The 22,187-nt window shown below is 75.1% G+C and carries 20 protein-coding genes; 10 read left to right on the forward strand and 10 right to left on the reverse strand.

What is annotated here, in order from left to right; all coding sequences use genetic code 11:
* Positions 1-61: 61 nt before the first annotated feature.
* From ACZ4U4_RS10885 to ACZ4U4_RS10895, 3 genes are read left to right on the forward strand one after another with little or no spacing between them, the layout of a single operon-like run.
* Positions 62-1,213, forward strand: coding sequence for a lipid-transfer protein (locus ACZ4U4_RS10885; protein WP_467871561.1), 1,152 nt, complete (start codon positions 62-64; stop codon positions 1,211-1,213).
* A gap of 25 nt (positions 1,214-1,238) precedes the next feature.
* Entirely contained in the window at positions 1,239-1,721 is a 483-nt protein-coding gene (locus ACZ4U4_RS10890; RefSeq protein WP_467872093.1) for a Zn-ribbon domain-containing OB-fold protein, read from the forward strand.
* The gene (locus ACZ4U4_RS10895; protein ID WP_467871563.1) at positions 1,718-2,521 is read left to right on the forward strand and encodes an enoyl-CoA hydratase/isomerase family protein; all 804 of its coding nucleotides are present in this window, start codon (positions 1,718-1,720) and stop codon (positions 2,519-2,521) included. Before ACZ4U4_RS10890 ends, ACZ4U4_RS10895 begins: the two co-directional genes overlap by 4 nt.
* Here the strand turns inward: ACZ4U4_RS10895 and ACZ4U4_RS10900 are convergent.
* Positions 2,481-3,020 (reverse strand): hypothetical protein, encoded by a 540-nt coding sequence (locus ACZ4U4_RS10900; RefSeq protein WP_467871566.1) that lies wholly within the window; start codon positions 3,018-3,020, stop codon positions 2,481-2,483. The genes ACZ4U4_RS10895 and ACZ4U4_RS10900 overlap by 41 nt on opposite strands.
* 220 nt (positions 3,021-3,240) lie before the next feature.
* Here ACZ4U4_RS10900 and ACZ4U4_RS10905 point away from each other — a divergent pair, with 220 nt between their 5' ends.
* A complete protein-coding gene (locus ACZ4U4_RS10905) occupies positions 3,241-4,272 on the forward strand; it encodes a hypothetical protein (RefSeq protein ID WP_467871569.1) in 1,032 nt (343 codons plus the stop codon).
* Positions 4,273-4,338: 66 nt separating this feature from the next.
* Here the strand turns inward: ACZ4U4_RS10905 and afsK are convergent, their stop codons facing one another.
* Together afsK and ACZ4U4_RS10915 are read right to left on the reverse strand one after the other, a co-directional pair.
* Positions 4,339-6,870 (reverse strand): protein serine/threonine kinase AfsK, encoded by a 2,532-nt coding sequence (gene afsK, locus ACZ4U4_RS10910; RefSeq protein WP_467871571.1) that lies wholly within the window; start codon positions 6,868-6,870, stop codon positions 4,339-4,341.
* 718 nt (positions 6,871-7,588) lie between these two features.
* On the reverse strand, positions 7,589-8,389 hold the full coding sequence (locus ACZ4U4_RS10915) for a VOC family protein (protein WP_467871574.1): 801 nt from the start codon (positions 8,387-8,389) through the stop codon (positions 7,589-7,591).
* 365 nt (positions 8,390-8,754) lie between these two features.
* Here ACZ4U4_RS10915 and ACZ4U4_RS10920 point away from each other — a divergent pair, with 365 nt between their 5' ends.
* Entirely contained in the window at positions 8,755-9,402 is a 648-nt protein-coding gene (locus ACZ4U4_RS10920) for a TetR family transcriptional regulator (protein ID WP_467871577.1), read from the forward strand.
* A gap of 399 nt (positions 9,403-9,801) precedes the next feature.
* On the opposite strand, the gene ACZ4U4_RS10925 is transcribed toward ACZ4U4_RS10920, so the two are convergent.
* Positions 9,802-11,040, reverse strand: a complete 1,239-nt coding sequence (locus ACZ4U4_RS10925; protein ID WP_467871580.1) for an acyl-CoA dehydrogenase family protein — start codon at positions 11,038-11,040, stop codon at positions 9,802-9,804.
* A 280-nt stretch (positions 11,041-11,320) separates the two neighbouring features.
* Here ACZ4U4_RS10925 and ACZ4U4_RS10930 point away from each other — a divergent pair, with 280 nt between their 5' ends.
* Positions 11,321-12,520, forward strand: a complete 1,200-nt coding sequence (locus ACZ4U4_RS10930) for a thiolase C-terminal domain-containing protein (protein ID WP_467871582.1) — start codon at positions 11,321-11,323, stop codon at positions 12,518-12,520.
* Positions 12,521-12,570: 50 nt separating this feature from the next.
* Here ACZ4U4_RS10930 and ACZ4U4_RS10935 read toward each other — a convergent pair whose 3' ends face one another.
* Entirely contained in the window at positions 12,571-13,740 is a 1,170-nt protein-coding gene (locus ACZ4U4_RS10935; protein WP_467872096.1) for a macrolide family glycosyltransferase, read from the reverse strand.
* A gap of 634 nt (positions 13,741-14,374) precedes the next feature.
* Here ACZ4U4_RS10935 and ACZ4U4_RS10940 point away from each other — a divergent pair.
* Positions 14,375-15,106: a pyridoxine/pyridoxamine 5'-phosphate oxidase gene (locus tag ACZ4U4_RS10940; RefSeq protein ID WP_467871584.1), complete on the forward strand. Its 732-nt coding sequence runs from the start codon at positions 14,375-14,377 to the stop codon at positions 15,104-15,106.
* A 10-nt stretch (positions 15,107-15,116) separates the two neighbouring features.
* Here the strand turns inward: ACZ4U4_RS10940 and ACZ4U4_RS10945 are convergent, their stop codons facing one another.
* Positions 15,117-15,998, reverse strand: a complete 882-nt coding sequence (locus ACZ4U4_RS10945) for an alpha/beta fold hydrolase (protein ID WP_467871586.1) — start codon at positions 15,996-15,998, stop codon at positions 15,117-15,119.
* Positions 15,999-16,326: 328 nt separating this feature from the next.
* Here ACZ4U4_RS10945 and ACZ4U4_RS10950 point away from each other — a divergent pair, with 328 nt between their 5' ends.
* A complete protein-coding gene (locus tag ACZ4U4_RS10950) occupies positions 16,327-16,896 on the forward strand; it encodes a DUF3291 domain-containing protein (RefSeq protein ID WP_467871589.1) in 570 nt (189 codons plus the stop codon).
* A gap of 24 nt (positions 16,897-16,920) precedes the next feature.
* Here ACZ4U4_RS10950 and ACZ4U4_RS10955 read toward each other — a convergent pair whose 3' ends face one another.
* The 3 genes from ACZ4U4_RS10955 to ACZ4U4_RS10965 form a co-directional block, all read right to left on the reverse strand.
* Entirely contained in the window at positions 16,921-17,415 is a 495-nt protein-coding gene (locus ACZ4U4_RS10955) for a GNAT family N-acetyltransferase (RefSeq protein ID WP_467871591.1), read from the reverse strand.
* Between the two features lie 93 nt (positions 17,416-17,508).
* Positions 17,509-17,988 carry a Zn-ribbon domain-containing OB-fold protein gene (locus ACZ4U4_RS10960; RefSeq protein ID WP_467871594.1) on the reverse strand — a complete coding sequence of 160 codons (480 nt, stop codon included), beginning with the start codon at positions 17,986-17,988 and terminating at the stop codon, positions 17,509-17,511.
* Positions 17,985-18,437 carry a DoxX family protein gene (locus ACZ4U4_RS10965; RefSeq protein ID WP_467871597.1) on the reverse strand — a complete coding sequence of 151 codons (453 nt, stop codon included), beginning with the start codon at positions 18,435-18,437 and terminating at the stop codon, positions 17,985-17,987. The genes ACZ4U4_RS10960 and ACZ4U4_RS10965 overlap by 4 nt, the downstream gene beginning before the upstream one ends.
* Before the next feature lie 251 nt (positions 18,438-18,688).
* On the opposite strand from ACZ4U4_RS10965, the gene ACZ4U4_RS10970 reads away from it, so the two are divergent.
* Together ACZ4U4_RS10970 and ACZ4U4_RS10975 are read left to right on the forward strand one after the other, a co-directional pair.
* Complete coding sequence (locus tag ACZ4U4_RS10970) at positions 18,689-20,938, forward strand: acetate--CoA ligase family protein (protein ID WP_467871599.1); 2,250 nt, start codon at positions 18,689-18,691, stop codon at positions 20,936-20,938.
* 244 nt (positions 20,939-21,182) lie between these two features.
* On the forward strand, positions 21,183-21,968 hold the full coding sequence (locus ACZ4U4_RS10975; RefSeq protein WP_467872098.1) for an enoyl-CoA hydratase/isomerase family protein: 786 nt from the start codon (positions 21,183-21,185) through the stop codon (positions 21,966-21,968).
* 6 nt (positions 21,969-21,974) lie between these two features.
* On the opposite strand, the gene ACZ4U4_RS10980 is transcribed toward ACZ4U4_RS10975, so the two are convergent.
* On the reverse strand, positions 21,975-22,169 hold the full coding sequence (locus ACZ4U4_RS10980; RefSeq protein ID WP_467871602.1) for a hypothetical protein: 195 nt from the start codon (positions 22,167-22,169) through the stop codon (positions 21,975-21,977).
* Between the last annotated feature and the right edge of the window lie 18 nt (positions 22,170-22,187).

The following is a 22,187-nucleotide window of genomic DNA, read 5'->3' on the forward strand; positions in this document are numbered from 1 at the left end:
CCGTCAGATTAGCGGTAGCCTCCTCGGCTGTCAGTACGGACGGCCGACCACGGAGGTGACCATGGGGGCGACCCTCAAGGACGCTACGGCGATAGCCGGCATCGGGCAGACTCCGTTCGCCAAGAGGCTGGAGGAATCCGAGAAGACGCTTGCCTGCCGGGCGATCCTCGCCGCACTCGACGACGCCGGGATCGCCCCCGCGGAGGTGGACGCCTTCGCCTCCTACACGATGGAGGAGACCGACGAGGTCGAGATCGCCAAGGCCATCGGCGCCGGGGACGTCACCCACTTCTCCAAGGTCGGCTACGGCGGCGGCGGGTCCTGTGCGACCGTGGCCCATCTGGCCGCCGCCATCGCCACCGGACAGGCGCACGTCGGCGTCGCCTGGCGGTCCCGCAAACGCGGCTCCGGGCCCCGCCCGTGGAAGAACACGCAGGTCCAGCTCCCCACCCCGGGGCAGTGGACCCGGCCCTTCGGGCTGCTGCGGCCCGCCGACGAGATCGGCATGCTGGCCCGCCGCTACATGCACGAATACGGCGCCACCCGCGATCACTTCTTCAACGTCGCCCTCGCCTGCCGCAACCGCGCCAACCAGAACCCGGCCGCGATGATGTACGACCGGCCGCTGACCCGCGAGATGTACATGACCGCCCGCTGGATCAGTGAACCGCTCTGCCTCTTCGACAACTGCCTGGAGACGGACGGCGCGCTGGCCTGTGTCGTGGTCTCCGCGGAGCGCGCCCGCGACTGCCGCCGGCGGCCCGTGTACGTCCACTCCGCGGCCCAGGGGCTGCCCGCCCAGCACCACGGGATGGTCAACTACTGGAACGACGACCCGCTCAGTGGCCCTGCCTGGACCGCCGCCCGTCAGCTGTGGAAGAACGCCGACCTGGGCCCGCAGGACGTCGACGTGGCGCAGATCTATGACGCCTTCACCCCGCTGATCCCGCTGTCCCTGGAGGGCTACGGCTTCTGCGGGCGCGGCGAGGGCGCGGCCTTCACCGAGGGCGGCGCGCTGGAGACCGGCGGGCGGCTGCCGCTCAACACCGCGGGCGGCGGCCTCTCCGAGGCGTACGTCCACGGCTTCAACCTCATCACCGAAGGCGTCAAGCAGCTGCGCGGCACCAGCACCGCGCAGGTCCCGGGCGCCGCCACCTGTCTGGTCACCGCGGGCGAGGGCGTCCCCACCTCGGCCCTGCTGCTGAGGAGTTGATCGGGAGATGCGTGCGCGTAAGGTCATGTCACAGAGCGTGACACAGCCCACTGACAATCCGGCCGACACCGTCGATGACCTGCTGGTTCCCGTTCCCGACGAGGACGGCGCGCCGTTCTGGGAGTACGCGGCCCGCGGCGAACTGCGCGTCCAGACCTGCACGGAGTGCACCGCTCCGCGCTTCCCGCCACGGCCCTGCTGTCCGCACTGCCAGTCCTTCGACAGCCACTGGCGGGCGACGCCCGGCCGCGGCCACATCTGGTCGTTCGTCGTCCCGCACCCGCCACTGCTGCCCGCTTACGCGGCGCAGGCGCCGTACAACGCCGTCGTCGTGGAGCTGGCCGACGCGCCCCGTATCCGGCTCGTCGGCAACGTCGTCGCGGACGCCGACGCCCGCCTGGACTCCGTCGACCCGGCGCGGCTGCGCATCGGCGCCCCCGTACGGGCCGTCTTCTGCGCCCTGCCCGGGGGCGTGACGGTGCCCCGCTGGGCCCTGGAGCGGCCGTGAGCATCCGTGCCGAGATCAGCGACGGCGTCGCGCTGGTCACCCTCGACCGGCCCGCCCGGCTCAACGCCCTGGATCTGGCGGCCGCCGCCGAACTCGCCGACCTGTGGCGGGCGTTCCGCTTCGACGCGTCCGTACGCGCCGCGGTCGTCACCGGGGCGGGCGGCCGGGCCTTCTGCACCGGCATCGACCGCGACGTCACCGTCCCGCAGCCGCCGTCGCCGTACTCCCTCGACGACCCCCTGCTGTACATCGGGCCGAAGGCCAACGACCTGTGGAAACCGGTGATCGCCGCGGTCGACGGGATGGCGTGCGGCGGCGCCTGCTACCTCTTGGGTGAGGCGGAGTTCATCATCGCCTCGGAGAACTCCACCTTCTTCGACCCGCACACCACCTACGGGATGGTCAGCGCCTACGAGGCGATCCTCATGGCGCAGCGGATGCCCTACGGGGAGGCCGCCCGGATGTGCCTGATGGGCACCGCGGAACGGCTGGACGCCGCCCGCGCCCACCGCACCGGCCTGGTCTCGGAGTTGACCGCCCCCGGTGAGGCGGCGGCGACCGCGCTGCGCCGCGCCGCGGTGCTCGCCGCGCAGCCCACCGACGCCGTCCAGGGCACCGTACGCGCGCTGTGGGCCGCCCACGAGGCGAGCCGGGAGCGGGCGCTGGCCCAGGCGCCGCACCTGATCGCGCTGGGCAATCTGCCCCCGGAGCGGCAGGCCGAGCTGTTCGCGGCCCGTGCGCGCACCCCGGGGCGAGCGGTCACATCCGGGACTTCTCCGCCCGCGTCACCTGGCAGGTGAACCAGAAGCGGCCGAACGACGACTGGTTGACGGTGTAGCGGGCGGTGTACGTCTCGGTGGCACCGGGCGCCACCGTGATGCTGCGGGTGTGCCGCCCGTAGCTCGTCCCGTCCGCCGGACGCGCCTTCATCCAGTCGATCTCCATGTCGTACGAGAAGGTGTCCGACAGGGAGGTGTTGGTGACGCTGACCCGGTAGGTGAACTCGTGCAGCGAGTTGGAGAAGTCGCAGCCGCTGCCGTGCACGTCGGAGCGGCCGTCGGGGTCGTACGTCGCCATCGTCGGGGACGGGGAGTACGCGGGCGAGTAGGCGTCGGTGGGCTCCGCGCCGTACGTGGGGGTCTCCCCGGCGCCCGGGCTCGGGGAGGAGGTGGCGGGGAGCGTGGGGCGGGCGTAGCCGAACGGGTTGAGCGCCCCGCAGCCGCTCACCGTGGCGGCGGTGACCGCCACCAGTGCTGCCGCGACCGCGGCCCGTGCGCGCGTACGTGTGCGCTGCTGCATAACGCTGTCCGTCCCCCGTGACACACATGATTCCGCCGGAATTCCAGGCCGCGCCGCCCGGTGGCCGCCGGGCTTTGACGCGTGCACGGCACCCTAGCAAGGGGCGGTGACAGGCGGGCGCCGTCCGCGAAGGCCGCCGTATCTGCCGCGCGTCCCCGGGCGGGCAGGCGTAGCGTCGGGACCGAGGACATCAGGACGACGCGGAAACGAGGCGACGCCGGTGGTGCGCAACGTATTCGGCTCCCTGATCGCCCTCCTCGGAGCGACGGCCGCCGTATGGAGCCCCTTCCGTCCCTGGTACGACGGCCGTCCCGCCCGTGATGTCCGCATCGAGGACCTCTTCGCCGGTCTCAGCCGCGCCTCCGCGGAACTGCTCGGCTCCGTCTTCCTGCCGATGGTCGTCGCCGCCCTGCTCACACTGGTCGGCGTCGCGCTGCGCAGCCGCGCACCGGTGGCCCTGGCCGGTCTGGTGGTGCTCGGTTTCACCGTCCTGTGGATGGTCCGGCAGGGCCAGGCGGCGGGCAGTCTCACCGCCGGTCCCCGGGGCGGGCTGGGTGACGGGGTGGCGGTCGCGTTCGGCGGCGGCCTCCTGCTGCTCCTCGCCGCCCTGGTGATGCACGGCCGCCACGTCCCGCGGGGCCGCCATGCCCGGGGGCGGTACGACGCGCCCTACGACGAGCCGGAAGCCCGCGAACCGCGCGGCGCCACGCCCTACGACGAGCGGGCGTACGGGACGGAGCCGGGGGCGCACGGCGCCCGGCCCGCGCCGGGGTCCGTCCCGTGGGACCCCGGGCGCCCGCCCGCCCAGGAGTGGCGGCCGCCCCCGCCGCCACCCGGCCCGGCGCCGGAGAGCGGCGGCCCGCCGCAGCCGCCCACACCGCCGGTGCGGTGGGCCGCGGAGCTGCGCCGGCACCCCGGCGGCACCCCGCAGGCGGGCGCCGAGGAGCCGCACGCCCCCACGGGCGCCCATGCCGCGGAAGGCGCCCCCGCGCACGGCACCGGTCCGCCCGAGCACCCCGCCCCCGAGCCCTCCTGGGGCGGTTCCCCCGACGCGACCGTGCCAATCCCGCCTGTACGGCCCGGCGACCGCGGTACGGGCACACCGGACGGGGCGGCCGGTCCCCTGGACGAGACGGTGCAGCAGCGCGCCGTCCGCCCCGAGGAACCGGGCGGACGCGACGAGAACGCGGCGCCCGGCGGGCCCGGTGCGCCGGAGGGCGGCCGCCGGGACGGCGGGAACGGCGCCCCGTAGCCCCCGGCAGATACAGCGGCGCCCCGGGACCCTCCGGCCCCGGGGCGCAGTCGTCTTCCGTCCGGCTCAGGCCCGCCGTGCCTGGCCCGTCCCGCGGGCCGCGTCCAGCGCGTACACGCAGCGGTCCTTGCTGCAGGCGTAGACCACGCCGCCGGACGCCACGGGCGTACCGGTGATCTCGCCGCCGGTCGCCAGTTTCCAGCGGAGCTGGCCGCCCATCGCGTCGAGCGTGTAGAGGCAGTGGTCGGCGGCGCCGAAGTGGACGCGGCCCTCGGCGACGACCGGGGCACCGATCACCTCACCGCCCGCCTGGAACCGCCAGCGCGGGGTGCCGGTGACGGCGTCGAGGGTGTAGAGCGCCTTGCCGCTGCCCAGATGGATGGCGCCGTGGGCGACCAGCACCGGCTCGGCGGACTGCCGGGGCTCGGTCGCGATCCGCCAGCGGTCCCGGCCGTCGGCCGCGTCCAGCGCGTAGACCGTGCCGAGGTAGTCGACCAGATAGACGCCGCCCCCGGTGACGGCCGGGCCCGGGGCGAAGGCCGGCGGGCTGACGAAGACCGCGGGCGCCTCGAAGTGCCAGCGCACCTCGCCGCGGGCGATGTCCACGGCGAGCGCCCGCGCGCCCGCGACGACGTACACCATGCCGTCCGGGGCGGGCAGCAGCCGCACCGGGACGCCGCCGCAGGCCGTGGCGTCCCCGACCGGGCAGGCCCAGCGTTCGGCGCCGGTCCGGGCGTCCAGTGCCTTGAGGCGGCCGTCGGCGACGACGAAGACCGTGCCGTCGTGGAGCACCGGGGCCGCCTCGGCGGTCTCGAAGTCGGTCTGGGCGCCGCGGATCTCCCACCGCAGCTCACCGGTGGCCGCCTCCCACGCCTGGACGCCGCCGCCCCGGGTGCTGGTGACGACCGTGCCGTGCTCCGCGGCGAGGGCGTAGACCCAGCCGTCGGTGTTCAGCCGCCAGCGCTCGCCGCCGTCGACGGCGTCCAGCGCGTAGAGCGTGGGGCCGTCGGAGGCGTGGATACGGCCGTCGGCGACCGCCATCGCCCAGGCCACGTCACGGGTCTTGAACTTCCGCCGCCCGCTGGCCACGTCCAGGGCGTGCACCTCGAAGGAGGTGACGTACAGCAGGTCCCCGGCGACGGCGGGGGTGCCCCAGACGTCGTTCGACATCCGGAACCGCCAGGGGCGCCAGCGGGGCTCCCCGCCGGGCGGCTCGGCGGGCGCCGGCGGCTGCTCGGGACGGGCCGGGGCGCCGTCCGGCAGCGCGGGGCGGCCCGCCTGCGCGGGCACCCCGGACGCACCGGCCGGGGGCCGCACCCAGTCCGTCGCCGGGGCGTGGCCGCGCGGCGTCTCGCGGGCGTCGGCCGCACGTGGGCCCGGCCCTATCGGGGCGGCCGACGCGCCCAGCCGTACGGGCCCGCCGTGGCCGTCCGCCTCGGGGGCGGGGGCGTCCGGGGGCGGGGCGACGCGGGACGGGGCGGGGTCGGGGCCCGGGGCGGACGGCGGCAGCGGTCCGGCGCCGGTGCGCGGGTCGGCGCCGCGGTGGGCGCCCGGTCCGGCGCCGATCCGGCCCGGCCAGCCGGTGGCGGGGGCGGCCGCCGGGGGCGCGGCCACCGGGCGCGGAGGCGCGTCCTGCGGGGGCCGCGGGGGCTCCGGCGGGCGGGCCGGGGCGCGGTCGGCGGCGCGTCCGGAGCGGCCGCCGCGGCGCCCCTCGATGAGGGCGACCGCACCGGGCGGCAGCCAGGCGGAGGCGGTGCCGCTGTCGTCCGTACCGGAGCCGAAGAGGTGCGGGGCGAGCTGTGACTGGAGGTCGGCGGGGGACGGCCGGTGGGCCGCCTCCATCTGCATACAGGACTCCATCAGGGGCCGCAGCTCGTCCGGCAGCCCGGTGATGTCGGGGCCCTCGCGCAGCAGCATGAAGACCGTCTCGACGGGGTTGGCGCCGTGGAACGGTGCGTGCCCGGTGGCGGCGAAGACGAGGGTGGAGCCGAGGGAGAAGACGTCGCTGGCGCCGGTGACGCTGCGGGAGTCGCGGGCCTGCTCGGGCGACATGTAGGCGGGCGTGCCGACGGCGACGTTGGTCATGGTCAGGCGGGTGTTGGAGACACCGGACGCGATGCCGAAGTCGATGACCCGGGGGCCGTCCTCGACGACGAGGACGTTGGAGGGCTTCAGGTCGCGGTGGACGAGTCCGGCGCCGTGGATGGACTGCAGCGCCTCGGCGATACCCGCCGCCAGCCAGCGCACCGCCTGGGCGGGCAGCGGTCCGCACTCGTTGACGATCTCCTCCAGGGAGGGCGCCGGTACGTACGCGGTCGCCAGCCACGGCACCGCGGCGCGCGGGTCGGCGTCGACCACCGCCGCGGTGTAGAAGCCGGACACCGCGCGGGCCGCCTCGACCTCGCGCGTGAAGCGGACCCGGAACAGCTGGTCCTCGGCCAGCTCCGTGCGCACCGTCTTGATCGCCACGCGCCGGCCGGACGCCGAGCGCGCCAGATAGACCAGTCCCATGCCGCCGGCCCCGAGACGGCCGAGCACCTCGAACGGGCCGATCCGCCGGGGATCGTGCTGCGTCAGCTGCGTCAGCTGCTCCACCACTTGCCTGCCACCTCCCCGTGGGGCGTAAAAGAGACTCTCCAAAGCACCGCGCCGCCGAGAGCCACTGCCCCGTGCAGCGTCTCACCGCTGGCCTGAACGGCCGTATGCGGGCTGATTCTTCCTGGCGAAGGCCCCGGTGGCGAACCCGGGGCCTTCGCGCGCTCGCGCCGGGCCGCCCCCGCACTACGCGGCAACACCGTCACCCAACGTGAGCAATCCTTGTCTGACGTGCGCCGATACGTCCACCCAAAGGGGTCACCCACCGGCCGCCGGCCGCTCCCGTACGGGCCGCCGGGGCGGCGTGGGCCGGGCGGCGGCGCCCTCCGCGGCCTGCCCGTTCCGGTCGGTCGCGCCGGGTGCGGGGCCGCGGGTGCGGTGTCCGGAAACAGACGGTGCGTGCCGGTCTCCGCGCGCCGCCCTTTCAGAGGGGGGCGACGCTCCGTGACGGGTGGGCCGCCGGTCTCCGCGCGCCGGGGCGGCGGGCCCGGGGGACGCCCCGGGCGGGGCGGCGGTTCCGGGGGCGCACGGCGCCGCCCGCCGGCCGGGCCGTGGCCGGTGCCGGTCGCCGCACCGTCGGTCGTGGCGCCGTCCGCGTGGCGCCCTCGCGCCGCCGATCCCTGCTGGTCATGCGTTCCCCGTCGTCGCCCGCCCCGGCCCGTCTCCGGTCCCGCCGGGCGGCCCTGCCGTTCCCTCTGCCGTGCTGCTCATGCCGTACCCGTCAATTCTGCGGTCTCGCGGGCTGTTTCGGGGCCATCACACCGAACGTGGCGCCCTGATTGTCACGGAGGACCGCGAACGGGCCCCCGGAGGAGGAGTGCGGACCGCCCACGACGGTTCCGCCGAGGGCGGTGGCGGTGCGTACCGCCTCGTCCACCTCGTCCGCCAGGAAGCAGACGGTGAAGTGGGCGGGTACGGCTTCGGCGCCGGGCCGGCCGGGGCCGATGGCGACGCGGCAGCCGATCTCGCGGTCCCCGCCGGGCAGCCGCCACGGCAGGACGCCGGGCCCGGCCATCGGGCTGCGCGGGACGCCGACGAAGCCGAAGACCTTGGCGTAGAAGGCGTCGGCGGTGTGCGGGAGGCGGGTGCCCAGGCCCGTCCAGACGTAGCCGCCGGGCTCGCCGGAGATCTCGAAGCCGCGGTGCGTCCCGGCCTGCCAGGCGCTGAAGACCGCGCCGCCCGGGTCGGCGGCGACCAGCAGCGTCCCGAGGTCGCCGACGGGCATCGGGGGGCACACGATCCGGCCGCCGGAGCGGATGACGGTCTGCTCGGTGCGGGCGGCGTCGGGGGTGGCGAAGGAAATGCCCCAGGAAACAGGCATCGACGGGTCGGGCTGCGGCATGAGCGCGGCGGCTTTCCGGCCGTCGCGGAAGGCGACGGTATAGCCGCCGAATTCTTCGGCGCCTTCATCGAAGGTCCAGCCGAAGAGCTCCCCGTAGAAACGCTTTCCGGCGTCGAGATCGGGGAGCATCGCCTCCACCCAGCAGGGCGTGCCCTCCGGGAATGCCGTCATCGCCGTCATAGGTGCACGCTAGCGGTGTTCGGTGGCCGTCGCCCGACAGGAATTCGAACGTGTGCGTCACCAGCGGAGGCGGGTCCACTCAACCGCGCGTCGGGGAACGGGACTTACCCTGCGGTTGTCCACCGAACTTGTCCACAGGCTGTTGATAAGAGGATTCACCGGTTCGGGTCAATCGTCGCCTCCGGAGGCCGCCGGGCCCCCGCACGGGAACCGCCCGCACCATCCGCACTCCGGGGCGGCGGCTTCCGTGGATCCGTGGCATCATGCCGCGCCGGAATCAACCGGGACCGAATATCCCGAACTCCCCCATCCCCATTTGCAGGCAGCCAAATCGCGCTCCGATCCCCCCTCGGTAAGCTGACGGCATGACAGGACAAGTGCGAACCGTCGACGGCAGAGTTGCCGGCCGCCGCGGGCAGGCGACGCGGCAGAAGCTTCTCGACTGCCTCAGTGAAATGCTCAGTTCATCCCCGTACCGGGATGTGAAGGTCATTGACGTGGCCCGAAAAGCGGGCACTTCACCCGCTACGTTCTATCAGTACTTCCCCGACGTGGAGGGCGCCGTCCTCGAAATCGCCGATGGGATGGCGAAAGAGGGCGCGGAACTCACCGATCTCGTCGCCGGGCGTTCCTGGGTCGGAAAGTCCGGCTGGGCGGCGGCGGAGGAGCTGGTGGACGGCTTCCTGTCGTTCTGGCGCCGCCACGACGCGATTCTGCGCGTCGTCGATCTGGGCGCCGCCGAGGGCGACAAGCGGTTCTACAAGATCCGCATGAAGATCCTCAATGCCGTGACGAACTCGCTCACGGAATCCATCGAGGAGCTGCAGAGCCGCAACAAGGTCGACAAGGAGGTGAGCGCGGCAGCCATGGCCGGTTCGATCGTGGCCATGCTGGCGGCCGTCGCCGGACATCAGAAGGGATTCCAGAGCTGGGGCGTCAAACAGGCCGAACTGAAGCCGAATCTCGCGCTGTTGGTGCATTTCGGCGTCACCGGAAAGAAGCCCACGAAGTAAACCGGGCAGCCGCCCACCGGCCGGCCCCGCTCCCCGGGCCCGCCCGCGGACGCCCGTACGGATCACCCCCCGGCGCCGACGCAGCCGCCGGGAGTGCCGCACCGGCCCGCCGCGCCCCCACGGCGCCACCCCCAACGCAGACCCGTCCCGGGTCCGCCGATCCCCCCACCCATGTCCCCGCCGCCGGGCCCCCGCCCGGCGCCGTTCCCCCCTTGCCCCGCACCGTCCGCGACCGGCACCGCTCCGGCCGGACGAGCCCGGTCCGCCGCCCGCTCCGTGCCCTACGGGCGACGTACGGCGGCCGGAAGCCCGGGGCGTCCCGCCCGGCGACGGCCTACGGCGCGGTGCGCGCGCACGCCCGGTTCGCGGGCGTCCGCCCCGCCAAACCCCGCGCCCCGCTCACCTGATGCCCGCCACGGCCGCCGCGCTCCCCTCGGGCGGCCCGCTCCGCACACGCTCCCCGGTGGCGAACAGCCCCGCCTCCTCCGCCGCCCGCTCCCGCAGCCGGTGCACGGGCCCCAGCAGCAGCTCGTCGCCTGCCGCCCGCCGCGCGTACGCCGCCCCGTCGTCCCCGGGCGGCGCGACCTGCGCCGCCACCGCCCGCTGCGTCTGCAGCGCCTGGGCCAGCGCCAGCGCACCGGCGCCCGGCTCCGCGGAACCGGCGGCACCGTACGCCGCGGCGCGGACCGCCCGCACGGCGGCGTGCAGCTCCGCGACGCGCGCCCCGTCGCCCGCCGGGGCGCCCCCGTCCCGTACCCGGGCGGCGGCGCGGCACAGCACCGCATCGGCCGCACCGGCCGCCTCCGCCGCCAGCACCGCGGCGGCGGCCGCCCCGACGGCGGCGAGCGCGGCCGTCTCCGGCGTCCGCCCGTCCGCCGGACCGGCTTCCTCCGAACCGAGCAGCTCCGCCTCGACCTGACGGAGTTCGAGGCGGGCGCAGGGCCGTTCGCCGGGCGCCGTGGGCAGCGCGATCCGGCGCAGCCCCGGCGCCCCGGCGGTCACCAGGAAGAGGCGGGTGCGGCTGCGGGCGAAGCCGCCGGTGTGCGCGGCGACCAGCAGGAGTCCGGCGGTGTGTCCGTCGGGGACCCGCGCCGCCTCGCCGTAGAGCAGCCACCGACCGCCGTCCTCCGGTGCCCGTCCGGGGCCGCCGGGCACCTTGCGTGCCTGGAGGCCGCCGGCCCGGCCGCCGCCCGCCCAGTCGCCGCCGTTCGGGCCGGTGAGCGCGAGCGCGGTGCCCAGCCGGCCCGCGGGGACGACCGTGGCGCAGGTCAGCTCCCCGGCGGCGCAGCGCGGCAGCAGGGCGTCGCGCTGCCGCCCGGTGCCGAGGGCGAGGAGCAGCGGCGCGGTGAGCACGGCGGTGGCGAACAGCGGCGACGGCCGCAGCGTCCGGCCCGTCTCCTCACCGGCCACCGCGAGCGCGACGGGCCCGCCCCCGCCTCCGCCGTACGCGGCGGGGAGCCCGGCCCCGGCCAGCCCCGCGCGTGCCGCGAGCCGCCGCCACTCGTCCCCGGAGGTCTCCGGCCCGCGGCCCTCGTCGCCGTCCTCGCCCGGTTCCCCGTCCGGGTGGGGGCCGCCGCGCAGGTGGGCGCGGAGGGTGCGGCGGAACTCTTCCTGTTCCTCGGTGGTCGCGGCGTCCATCGGCGGGCTCCTCCCGGCCGTGCGGCAACGCCCCTCCGTACGGCGGCGGGCTCCCGGGCTGCGGCCCGGCGCGGCCCCCGCGCACCGGCGGGCCGGCCCTCGCGGAATCTGACGGCTCGTCATGGTAAGGACGGGGTGCGGACTTTCCTAGGGCCTGTCGCCAACTGCCGACGAGCGCCAAGGGCGCCCCGGTGGAGGGGAATTGGACGCCGCACTCCGGGTGACCCCGCCCCCTACGGGGCCCTGCCCGGGATCTCGTATCTGATGTACCGTCAGATTCATGACGCCGTCAGGGAACCCCTACGGGAAGCGCAAGGTCGCCGTCGCCGGAGTCGCCCTGTCCGACTGCGGGCGGGTGGACGACGCCACTCCGTACGCACTGCACGCCCAGGCCGCGCGCCGGGCGCTGGCCGACTGCGGCCTCGCGCGCGAGGACATCGACGGATTCGCCTCGGCCGGGCTCGGCACGCTCGCCCCGGTCGAGGTCGCGGAGTATCTGGGGCTCCGTCCCACCTGGGTGGATTCGACCTCGGTGGGCGGCTCCACCTGGGAGGTGATGGCCGCCCACGCCGCCGACGCCATCGCCGCCGGCCACGCCCGCGCGGTCCTGCTGGTCTACGGCTCCACCGCCCGCGCCGACCTCAAGGCCCGGCGCCGTACCGCCAACCTCTCGTTCGGCTCCCGCGGCCCCCTCCAGTTCGAGGTCCCCTACGGGCACACCCTGATCGCCAAGTACGCCATGGCCGCCCGCCGCCATATGCACCAGTACGGGACGACGCCGGAGCAGCTGGCCGAGGTCGCCGTCCAGGCGCGGGCCAACGCGGCCACCAACCCGGACGCGCTGTACCGGGAGCCGGTCACCGTCGACGAGGTGCTGGCCGGGCCGGTGATCGCCGACCCGTTCACCAAACTGCACTGCTGCATCCGCTCGGACGGCGGCTGCGCCGTCCTGCTCGTCGCCGAGGACCTCGTACCGGATCTCACCGTGCCGCCGGTGTGGGTGCTCGGCTCCGGTACCGCCGTCTCCCACACCACGATGTCGGAGTGGGCGGACTTCACCGTCTCCCCCGCCGCGGTCTCCGGCCGCCTCGCCTTCGCGCGCGCCGGTGTCCGCCCCGACGAGATCGAGATCGCCCAGCTCTACGACGCCTTCACCTACATGACCCTGGTGACGCTGGAGGACCTGGGCTTCTGCGCGAAGGGGGAGGGCGGCGCGTTCGTCGAAGGGGGGCGGCTGCTGCGGGACGGCGCGCTGCCCGTCAACACCGACGGCGGCGGCCTGTCGGCCTGCCACCCCGGGATGCGCGGGCTGTTCCTGCTGGTCGAGGCGGTACGCCAACTCCGCGGCACGGCAGGCGAGGGCCGCCAGGTCCACCGGCCCGACGGCGCCGGCGGCCGGCGCCCGCCACGGCTGGCGGCCGTCTCCGGCACCGGAGGGTGGTTCTGTTCGTCGGGGACGGTGGTACTGGGGGCCGCTTGACCGCCGCGGGGAGGGCGCCGATTCCGAGGCCCGGCGCCCTCCCCCCGACCTCAGCCCTCGGCGGCCAGGATCCGCTCCAGCCGCTCCTCGATCAGATCGGCGGCGCGCGGGGCGCCGCCCTCCGCGCGGGTGTCGGCACGGAGTCGGGCCACGCGGGACGCCACCCCCTGGTCGGCCAGCAGCTCCCGCGCCGCCGTGCGCAGCGCGTCGGCCGTCGCGTCGGCGGTGTCGAGGCGGCGGGCGACGCCCAGTTCGACGAGGCGGTCGGCGTTCATGGGCTGCTCGGCGCCCTGCGGCACCGCGATCATCGGCACCCCGCACAGCAGCGCCTCCGAGCAGCTGCCCATCCCGGCGTGGGTGACGAACAGGTCCGCCTGCTCCAGGATCGCCAACTGCGGTACCCACGAGCGGACTTCGATGTTCCCGGGCACCTCGCCCAGCTCCGCCGGGTCGACGTACCGGCCGATCTGGAGCACCACATGCCACCCGGGCAGCTCCCCGAACGCCGCGAGGCACCGCCGGTAGAACTCCGGCTGCCGCGTGTACGCGCTGCCCAGCGAGATCAGCAGCACCTTCTCGGCACCGGCCGGGCGCTGCCAGCTCTCCCGCTCCGCCCGCTCCCGCGAGCAGGGGCCGACGAAGGTGATCCGGTCGGGGTCGACCCGGTCGGCGTGCGGCTGCATGGCCCGCGGGATCGTCGCCAGCGCCCGCCGGGGCCAACCGCTGAACTCCGACACGTCCAAGGTGGTCGCACCGGACTCCGCAAGCCACGCCGCGAACCGTGCCGTGTACTCCTCGGCGCCCGGCAGCGCGGCGGACGCGGCGCCCATCTCCTCCTCGGCCCCCTCCCAGCCGACGAAGGTCGGCGACAGCTGGATGATCTCCCGGCCCTGCGCCTCGGCCAGCGCCCGGCCCGCGAACGCGGCGACGTCGTGGAGGTAGAGGTCCGCGGGGTCGGCGTCGTAAAAGGGCCGCAGCTGCGGGAGGACCTCGACGGCCTCGTCGAGGAAGAGGGAGGCGGCGGCGATCGGGTCGTCCGGCCAGATGTTGGTGGCCACCGGCAGCACCGAGGTGTGGCGGACGAGTTCGGCGCCGGTGGCGCGGATCAGCTCGGCGGCGTGATCGGAGTTGGCGTAGGTGACGCGGTGCCCGCGCGCCACCAACTCACGGATGATCTCCAGGCCGGGCAGCACATGGCTGACCATCGGCGTCCCGATCATCGCCACATGCGCCCGCCCCCGGAGCGGCGCATCGGCCCCCGGCGGCACCAGCGCCGAGGTACGGGAAGGGGTGTGCGGGCGCGGGGTGGTGGTGTCAGGCATGACACTCCTCTGCTCGATCTACGAAAACGGGGTGCCGTGAGCGGGCTGCCGTGAAAACGGGACGCCATGACGGCACGCGGACGGGGCCCGCGTCCCCGGGTGCGACGGAGCGGCCGTGGTCCCGGACGCCCTCGGACGTCTGCGGTTCCGGGCGCTACGAGACGGCCGTGGTCCCGGCCGTGGTACGGGCACGGGAACGGCGCGGCACGGACCGGCGCAGGAGCCGGTCGACCGGGGAACGGGGCGGGGCGGGCGCAAGCGCCCTGCCTGATCAGCCGTAGAGCTGGAGGAAATGCATACGAGGACGGTAGACGGGCAACGGGCGGCGGCGCCAAGGGTTTTTCGAGCGGTGGGGCGTGGGGCGGTCGGGGCGCGGGCGATACCGCGGCCCGCGGTGAACCGACCGGCCCCGTCCCGGCGCGAGTGCCCCCGCCCGGCACGGCCCACGCGCCCGGCCGCCGCCACCGAACCCATCCCGCCGCGCCCTCCCGGCCGCCCCGCCCCGGCGCCGGGCCCCCGTACCCTGCCCGCCATGGCCGAAGACTCCACGAACCCGGGCCGGGACGCCGCCGAGGCGCCCGCGCCGTCCCCCGACGCTCCGCACGACGAGGACCGCGCCTTCCGCGAACTGCTGCGCGGACTGCGGGTCTGGGACCATCCGCTGCCGTCGTTCGACGCCTCGCAGGCGCCGGACGCGCCGCTGCCGCTCTTCCGCCGCTGGCTGCGCGAGGCCGCCGAGGCCGGGCAGCCCGAGCCGCACACCATGACGCTGGCCACCGCGAACGCCGCCGGGGCCCCCTCCGTACGCATCGTGATGCTGCACGACGCCGACGAGCGGGGCTGGCACTTCGGCTCCCACCGGGGCAGCCGCAAGGGGCGCGAACTGGCGGCCCGGCCCCGCGCCGCGCTGCTCTTCTACTGGGCGGCGGTCGGCCGTCAGGTCCGGATCGAGGGGACGGCCACCGAGGCCGGGCCCGGGGAGAGCGCCGCGGCACTGCACCAGCGGTCCACCGGTTCGCTGGCCGCGGCGCTGGTCGGGCGGCAGAGCGAGGTGCTTCGCTCGGCCGCCGAACTGGACCGCGCCGCCGACGCCGCCTGGGACCGCGCCGTCCGCGAACCGGACGCCCCGGTGCCCGACTGGACCCGCTACACACTGCGCGCGGACACCGCCGAGTTCTTCCAGGGCGACGCCCGGCGGCGCCACGTACGCCTGATCTACCGCAAGGACGGCGGCACCTGGCGGCGGGAGCTGCTCTGGCCGTAGCCGGGCGGGCTCAGGCCGTGTGGCGGGCCATCGCGTCGACGAGGACGGGCCAGAGCGGGCGCGGCCGGTCGTGGCCCATGTCGGGTACGAGCAGCAGCTCGGCGCCGGGCACCAGCTCCGCGGTGCGGCGGCCGCCGCTGGGGTCGACCAGCGTGTCGTCCAGACCGTGGATCACCAGCGTCGGCACCCGCAGCCCGCGGAGCGCGTCCGCGCGGGAGCCGTCGAGGACCATCGCGCCCATCTGCCGGGCGACGCCGCCGGGGTGGTGGCCGCGGTCATAGCTCTCGGCGGCCAGCTGCCGCAGCTCCGCGGCGTCGCCGTACCGCTTGGAGGCCCACACCAGCTCGCGCTCGGCCGCCGCGATGTATCCCTCCCGGTCGTCGGGGCGCGGGCTGAACAGCGTCGCCCGGGCCTCGGGGGTGGAGCGGCCGTACTCCGGCTCGCCGGTCGTGGACATCATCGACGTCAGGCTCAGCACCCGCTCCGGCCGCATCAGCGCCATCCGCTGGGCGACCATGCCGCCCAGCGAGGCGCCGACGACATGGGCCCGCTCGATGCCCAACGCGGTGAGCAGCGCGAACCCGTCGTCGGCCATGTCGGTGAGCCGGTACGGCACCATCGCGAGGGCGGCGGCGAGCTCTCCCGCCTTGACGGTTTCGATGAACCGGGCCATGTCGACGGGGTGGTCGTCGAAAATGGTCGACCGCCCGCAGTCGCGGTTGTCGAACCGGATCACATAGCGGCCGCGGTCCGCGAGCGCCCGGCAGAGGTCCTCGTGCCAGGAGATCATCTGCGAGCCGAGGCCCATCACGAGCAGCACCGGGGCGTCATCGGGGTCGCCGAAGCACTCGTGGGCGAGGGAGATTCCGGGCGCTACGTCGACGATCGGCATGGCGGCAGTCTGCCGCAACGGGGCGCGGGAGCGCAGCCCCCGAGGGCGCCGTCCGGGCGACGCGGACGTCCACGGCGGCAGGCGGCGCCGCCACCCCGATTCCCGCAACGTGCCCTGTCAGGAGGGCACTTGAGCAGGGAAAACGCAACGTCGACAAGGCGCGCGGAGGCGGCTACCTTCACCTCGTCCTCGGTGGCCGCCCACGGCCGCACCGGGGTCCCTCCAGGCCGGGCCGTCCGCGACGGGATGAGCCGGCCACGCCCCACGGACCTCTGCATGAGCCACCGAACCGTGCCCCCACCAGGCAGCCCCGACCAGGGAGAGACGCATGCCGCATCTTACGCTGTACACCTTCGGCGTCCTGAAGTCGCCCCTCGCCGACCCCGCACCTCTCACCCGCGAGTTCCACGACGGCGCCGACGCCGTCTACCGGACGATCGGCCAACACCCCGGCTATCTCGCCCGAGCCGAAGCGGCGCCCGGCGGCCAGGGCTCACACTTCGACCTGGACTGGGGTGCCTGGGGCGAGTTCGCCGTACCGGCCTGGTACGGCAAGGGCCGTACGGTGGAGACCATCGCCCTGGCCGCGACCCTCTCGCTCTGGACCGACCTGCGCCCCGCCTTCGACGCCCTCTACACCGGCCTGCACCGTGCGGCGCTGAACAGGCGCCACGACTGGTTCGAGCGGTCGGAACACCCGGGTCATGTCTTCTGGTGGGTCCCCGACGGCGCGATACCCACCTGGCGGGACGGTGTTGCCCGGCTGGAGCACCTCCACGGCCACGGTGCCACGCCGCACGCCTTCACCTTCCGCCACGCGTTCGCCCCGGACGCCACGCCGACCAGGGTCGGCGGCGCCGGGACGAAGAGCGGCCGGGCCCCTGACGAGGAAGCCTGACAAGCGGAACCGCTGGATGCGCCGTCACAGCTCCCGGAACATGATGTGCAGGCCCACATAGCCCTTGGTCGGGTGGCGGAAGCCCGCCGGGAGGGTGGCCAGGATCCGGAAGCCGAGCGAGCGCCACAGGGCCACGGCGCCGGTGTTGGTCTCCACCACCGCGTTGAACTGCATCGCGCGGTACCCCTCGGCGCGCGCCCACGCCAGGACGTGCTCGCCCAGGGCCCGTCCGACGCCCCGGCCGCCGCGGCCGGGGTCCACCATGAAGCTGGCGCCGGCGATGTGGTCGGCGGCGCCCATGTGGTTGGGGTTCATCTTCGCCGAGCCGAGGACCGTGCCCGCCTCGTCCACGGCGACGACGGTCCGCCCCGGCGGACGCAGCAGCCACAGCTCCCGTGCGCTCGCCTCGTCGATGTCGCGCGGGTAGGTGTACGTCTCGCCGGCGGCGACGATCGGACGGAAGAACGCCCAGATGGCGGGCCAGTCGGCGGCGGTGGCTTCTCGGATCTGGATCTGCATCGCCACAGGATGCCCGGGCCCGCGGCGCCGCTCCACCGAGTTTTGCCATGCCGAGGAGGGCGGCGGGCCGGGCCGGTCGGCGGGGCAGGCGCCTCAGCTCTCGGCGCCCGCCGCCGGCCGGAACACCGGAATGACCACGTCCGTCCCCTCCCCGGACGCCCCCTCCCCCGACCCGATGTTCCGGAACGCGACCCGCAGCGCCATCCCGATCCGCAGCCCGGCCGCGGGACAGTCGACGACCTGGGTCATCATCCGGGGCCCCTCGGCCAGCTCCACCACGGCGGCGACGTACGGGACGCGCTCGCCGAACGGCGGCAGATCGTTACGGTGCACCACCGACCAGGTGTAGAGCATGGCGCGGCCGCTCGCCCGCTCCCACTCCACCTCCTCGCTCCAGCAGTGCGGGCAGAACTCGCGCGGATAGTGGTGCACCGCGCCGCACCCCTCGGCCCGGCACCGGCGCAGCAGCAGCCGCCCGGCCGCGGCCGCCTCCCAGTACGGGCGGGTGAACGCATCGGTCTCCGGCAGATCGAAGCGGGCCGCGCGCCTCCCGTCCGCCGCCCCGCCCGTCACCGGAACAGTCCCAGCGCCGCGTCCAGCGACCACGCCTGGCCGCACAGCGCGAAGAGGCCGACCAGCGAGATCAGCGCCATCATGCCGTTCTGCCCCTGCTCCGCCCAGTCGTGGATCATCAGGACCAGGTAGAGAAGGTTGAGCAGCGCCCCGCCGACCAGCGCGACCGGTGTGAGGAAGCCGAGCACCAGCCCGAGCCCGAGGGCGAGTTCCGCGTACACGACGACGTACGCCATCGTCTTCGGGTACGGCCGCACCACCGCGTCGAACCCCCGCCGCACCGCACGCCAGCGGTGCTTGGCGGCGACGTCCGCGGCCCAGGCGATGCCGGTGCCGCGCGCGCACCACGCCTTCTTGTCCTTGTGCCGCCAGCTCTCCAGCCACCACAGGCCGAGGCCGATACGGAGCACGGCGAGCCATTCGGCCCCGCCGAGCCAGATCGTCTGCATCGCGCGCACCCTCCTTCGAAGAGCCCTGGCCGTACCTGACGCTACGTCAGTTACGGGCCCGGCCAGTTCAGCCGATCCGGACACGGACGCGCAAGAGGCCGGAACGAGGCGGGAGTTACCCCTTCGGCCATACGGCACCCGGCCATCGGAACCTTTCCCGTGCAGCCCCATTCCTGACAGACCGTCAGCTCCAGTAACCTGACCGCGCGTCAGCACGGAGAGCCGCCGTCACAGAGGAGCGGGCGACTGCGATGCTTGGATCGACTCACGGCACCCTCAGCACTCACTCCCGCCCGGCCCGCGTCGTGGCCTGCGGGGAGCAACCACCCCACACCGCACACCGCACGGTCGCCCCGACCGGCGACGGACGCCCCGGACCCGCGGCCGACCTCGACGTCAGCGGCCGCCCGCTGTCCGCGGCCGTACCCGACCTGGACCGCTTCTTCCGGCCCGCGTCGGTGGCGGTCGTCGGCGCGTCCGACAGCGAAGGCCGCCCCAACACCGGCATCACCCGGCAGCTGATCGCCTGGGCCGACCGCGTCGGCGCCCGGCTGCACCCGGTGAACCCCGGACGGCGCACCGTCTTCGACCGCACCTGCCATCCGACCGTCGCCGACCTCCCCGAACCGGTGGACCTCGCGGTGCTGCTCGTCGCCGACCCGGTGCCGGTCATCGAACAACTCCCCGCGGCCGGAGTGAAGTTCGCGGTGGCGTTCGCCTCCGGCTTCGCCGAGACCGGTGCGGACGGCGCCGCCGCCCAGGAACGCCTCGCGGACGCCGTCCGGCGCTCCGGCGTCCGGCTGCTCGGGCCGAACACCAACCTCAACGCCTTCGAGTCGTTCCGCGACGACCTCGACGGACCGGCCATCGCCCTGATCACCCAGTCAGGCCACCAGGGCCGCCCGGTCTTCGCCCTCCAGGAACTGGGCATCCGCCTTTCGCACTGGGCCCCGACCGGCAACGAGGCCGATCTGGAGACCGCCGACTTCCTCTCCTATTTCGCCTCCCGTCCCGAGGTCGGCGCCATCGCCGCGTATGTGGAAGGGCTGAAGGACGGCCGCAGCTTCCTCCTCGCCGCCGACCACGCCGCCCGCGCGGGCGTACCCGTCGTCGCCGTGAAGGTCGGCCGTACGGAGACCGGCGCCCGCACCGCCGCCTCCCACACCGGCAAACTCACCGGGGCGGACGGCGTCATCGACGCGGCGATGCGGCAGTTCGGCGTCATCCGGGTGGACGGGCTGGACGAACTCCAGGACACCGCGGCGCTGCTGGCCCGGGCCCGTGAGCCGCTCGCCGAAGGCGTCGCGGTCTATTCGATCTCCGGGGGCACCGGCGCCCACTTCGCGGACCTGGCGACCGCCGCGGGGCTGCGGCTGCCCGTCCTCTCCGACGCCAAGCAGACCGAACTGCACCGGTGGATACCCGACTACCTGAACGTCGCCAACCCGATCGACAACGGCGGCCACCCGGTCGGTGACGAGCGCGGCCCGAAGATCATCGACGCGATCCTCGACGACCCGTCCATCGGCGTGCTGATCTGCCCGATCACCGGGCCGTTCCCGCCGATGAGCGACAAGCTCGCCCGGGACCTCGTGGCCGCCGCCGAGCGCACCGACAAGCTGGTGTGCGTGGTGTGGGGCTCGCCCGTCGGCACCGAGGAGGCGTACCGCTCCACGCTGCTGGGCTCCTCGCGGGTGGCGACCTTCCGCACCTTCGGCAACTGCGTCACCGCCGTCCGCGCCTACCTCGGCCACCACCGCTTCACGGCCGGCTACCGCTCCCCCTTCGACGACGCCCCGCGCGCCCTCTCGCCGTCCGCCCGCAAGGCCCGCGCCCTGCTGCGCCCGGGCACCCGGCTCAGCGAGCACGCGGCGAAGCAACTGCTGCGGGCGTACGGCATCCGCGTACCGCGCGAGCAGCTGGTGACCAGCGCCGCGGCGGCGGTGCGGGCGGCGAGTCTGGTCGGCTACCCCGTCGTCATGAAGGCGTCCGGGCCGCAGCTGGCGCACAAGAGCGAACTGGGCCTGGTCAAGGTGGGGCTGACCTCCGCCAGCCAGGTCCGCGACGCCTATCGCGAGCTGACCGAGATCGCCCGCTGCGAAGGCGTGCCGCTGGACGGGGTGCTGGTCTGCCAGATGATCGAGCGGGGTGTCGAGATGGTCGTGGGCGTCACCCGCGACAGCCTCTTCGGGCCGACGGTGACCGTCGGGCTCGGCGGGGTGCTGGTGGAGGTGCTCCAGGACGTCGCGGTCGGTGTGCCGCCCTTCGGGGAGGAGCAGGCCCGCGCGATGCTCGGCGAACTGCGCGGCCACGCCCTGCTGGAGGGGGTCAGGGGCGCGCCGCCGGCGGACGTCGATGCGCTGGTGGAGGTGGTGCTGCGGGTCCAGCGGATGGCGCTCGAACTCGACGACGGCCTCGCCGAGCTGGACATCAACCCGCTGGTGGTGCTCCCCCGCGGGCAGGGCGCGGTGGCGCTGGACGCGCTCGCCGTCTGCCACTGACCGGCCCCGCACCGGCCCACGTCCGCACCGCACCGGCCCGTGCCCGTCGCGGCCGGGCCGCGTACCGCACGCCCGGCCCGCCCCCGTACCGCCGCCTCTCGCACCCGGCCTCCACCGGAGCAGCGCCGGCAGCCACCGCACCCACGCACCCAGGAGCCACGCCCCCATGACCTCCGCCCCCTTCTCCTCCGATTCCCCCTACGCCGCCGACGCGTCCACCGCGGCGGCCGGTGCCTCGGATTCCTTGATACTGCACACCACTGACAACGGCGTCGCCACGCTCACCCTCAACCGGCCCGAAGCCCATAACGCCCTCACCCCCGACCAGCGCGAACGCGTCATCGACCGGCTCGCGGAAGCCTCCGCCGACCCGACCGTGCGGGCCGTGCTGATCACCGCGCGGGGCAAGGGGTTCTGTGCCGGGGCGGACCTGCGGGCCCCCCGCGCGGGCGGGTCCGGGGAGCGGGTGGCCGGGGATGTGGCGCGGCTGATCCGGGGCGGGGCGCAGCGGCTCGTCGGGGCGGTGCTGGACTGCGAGAAGCCGGTGCTCGCGGCCGTCAACGGCACCGCCGCCGGGCTCGGCGCGCATCTGGCGTTCGCCTGCGATCTGGTGCTCGCCGCCGAATCGGCGCGGTTCATCGAGGTGTTCGTCCGCCGCGGTCTGGTGCCGGACGGCGGCGGCGCCTATCTGCTGCCGCGGCTGATCGGACCGCAGCGGGCGAAGGAGCTGATGTTCTTCGGCGATGCGCTGCCCGCCGCGGACGCCGCGCGGCTGGGCCTGGTCAACCGGGTGGTCCCCGACGACGAGCTGCCGCAGCGCGCCCGGGAGTGGGCCGACCGGCTGGCCGCCGCCCCCACCAGGGCGCTCGCCTTCACCAAACAGCTGGTCAACGCCTCCCTGGACGGCGACCGCGGTGCGGCGTTCGCCGCCGAGGCCACCGCCCAGGAGCTGACCCTGACCACGGCGGACGCCCAGGAGGGCGTCGCCGCGTTCGTGGACCGCCGCACCCCCGTCTACCGGGGTCGCTGACGCGCCCTACCGGGTGCGCTGGGCCGGGACCCGCGGCACGGCGGGGCCCGGCGGCCCGTCCCCCGGGGGTCCCGGCTGGACCGGAACCACCCGGTCCACCGCGGCCGGTGCGTCGTCGCCGTCCGCCGACGCCGTGACCGCGCCCGCCGCGCCCAGCAGTCCGACGGTGAGGACCCCGGCGCCGACGGCTCCGTTGAACATGGCTCGTACCTTCATCGC

This window comes from Streptomyces sp. NPDC029159 (genome assembly GCF_055564055.1).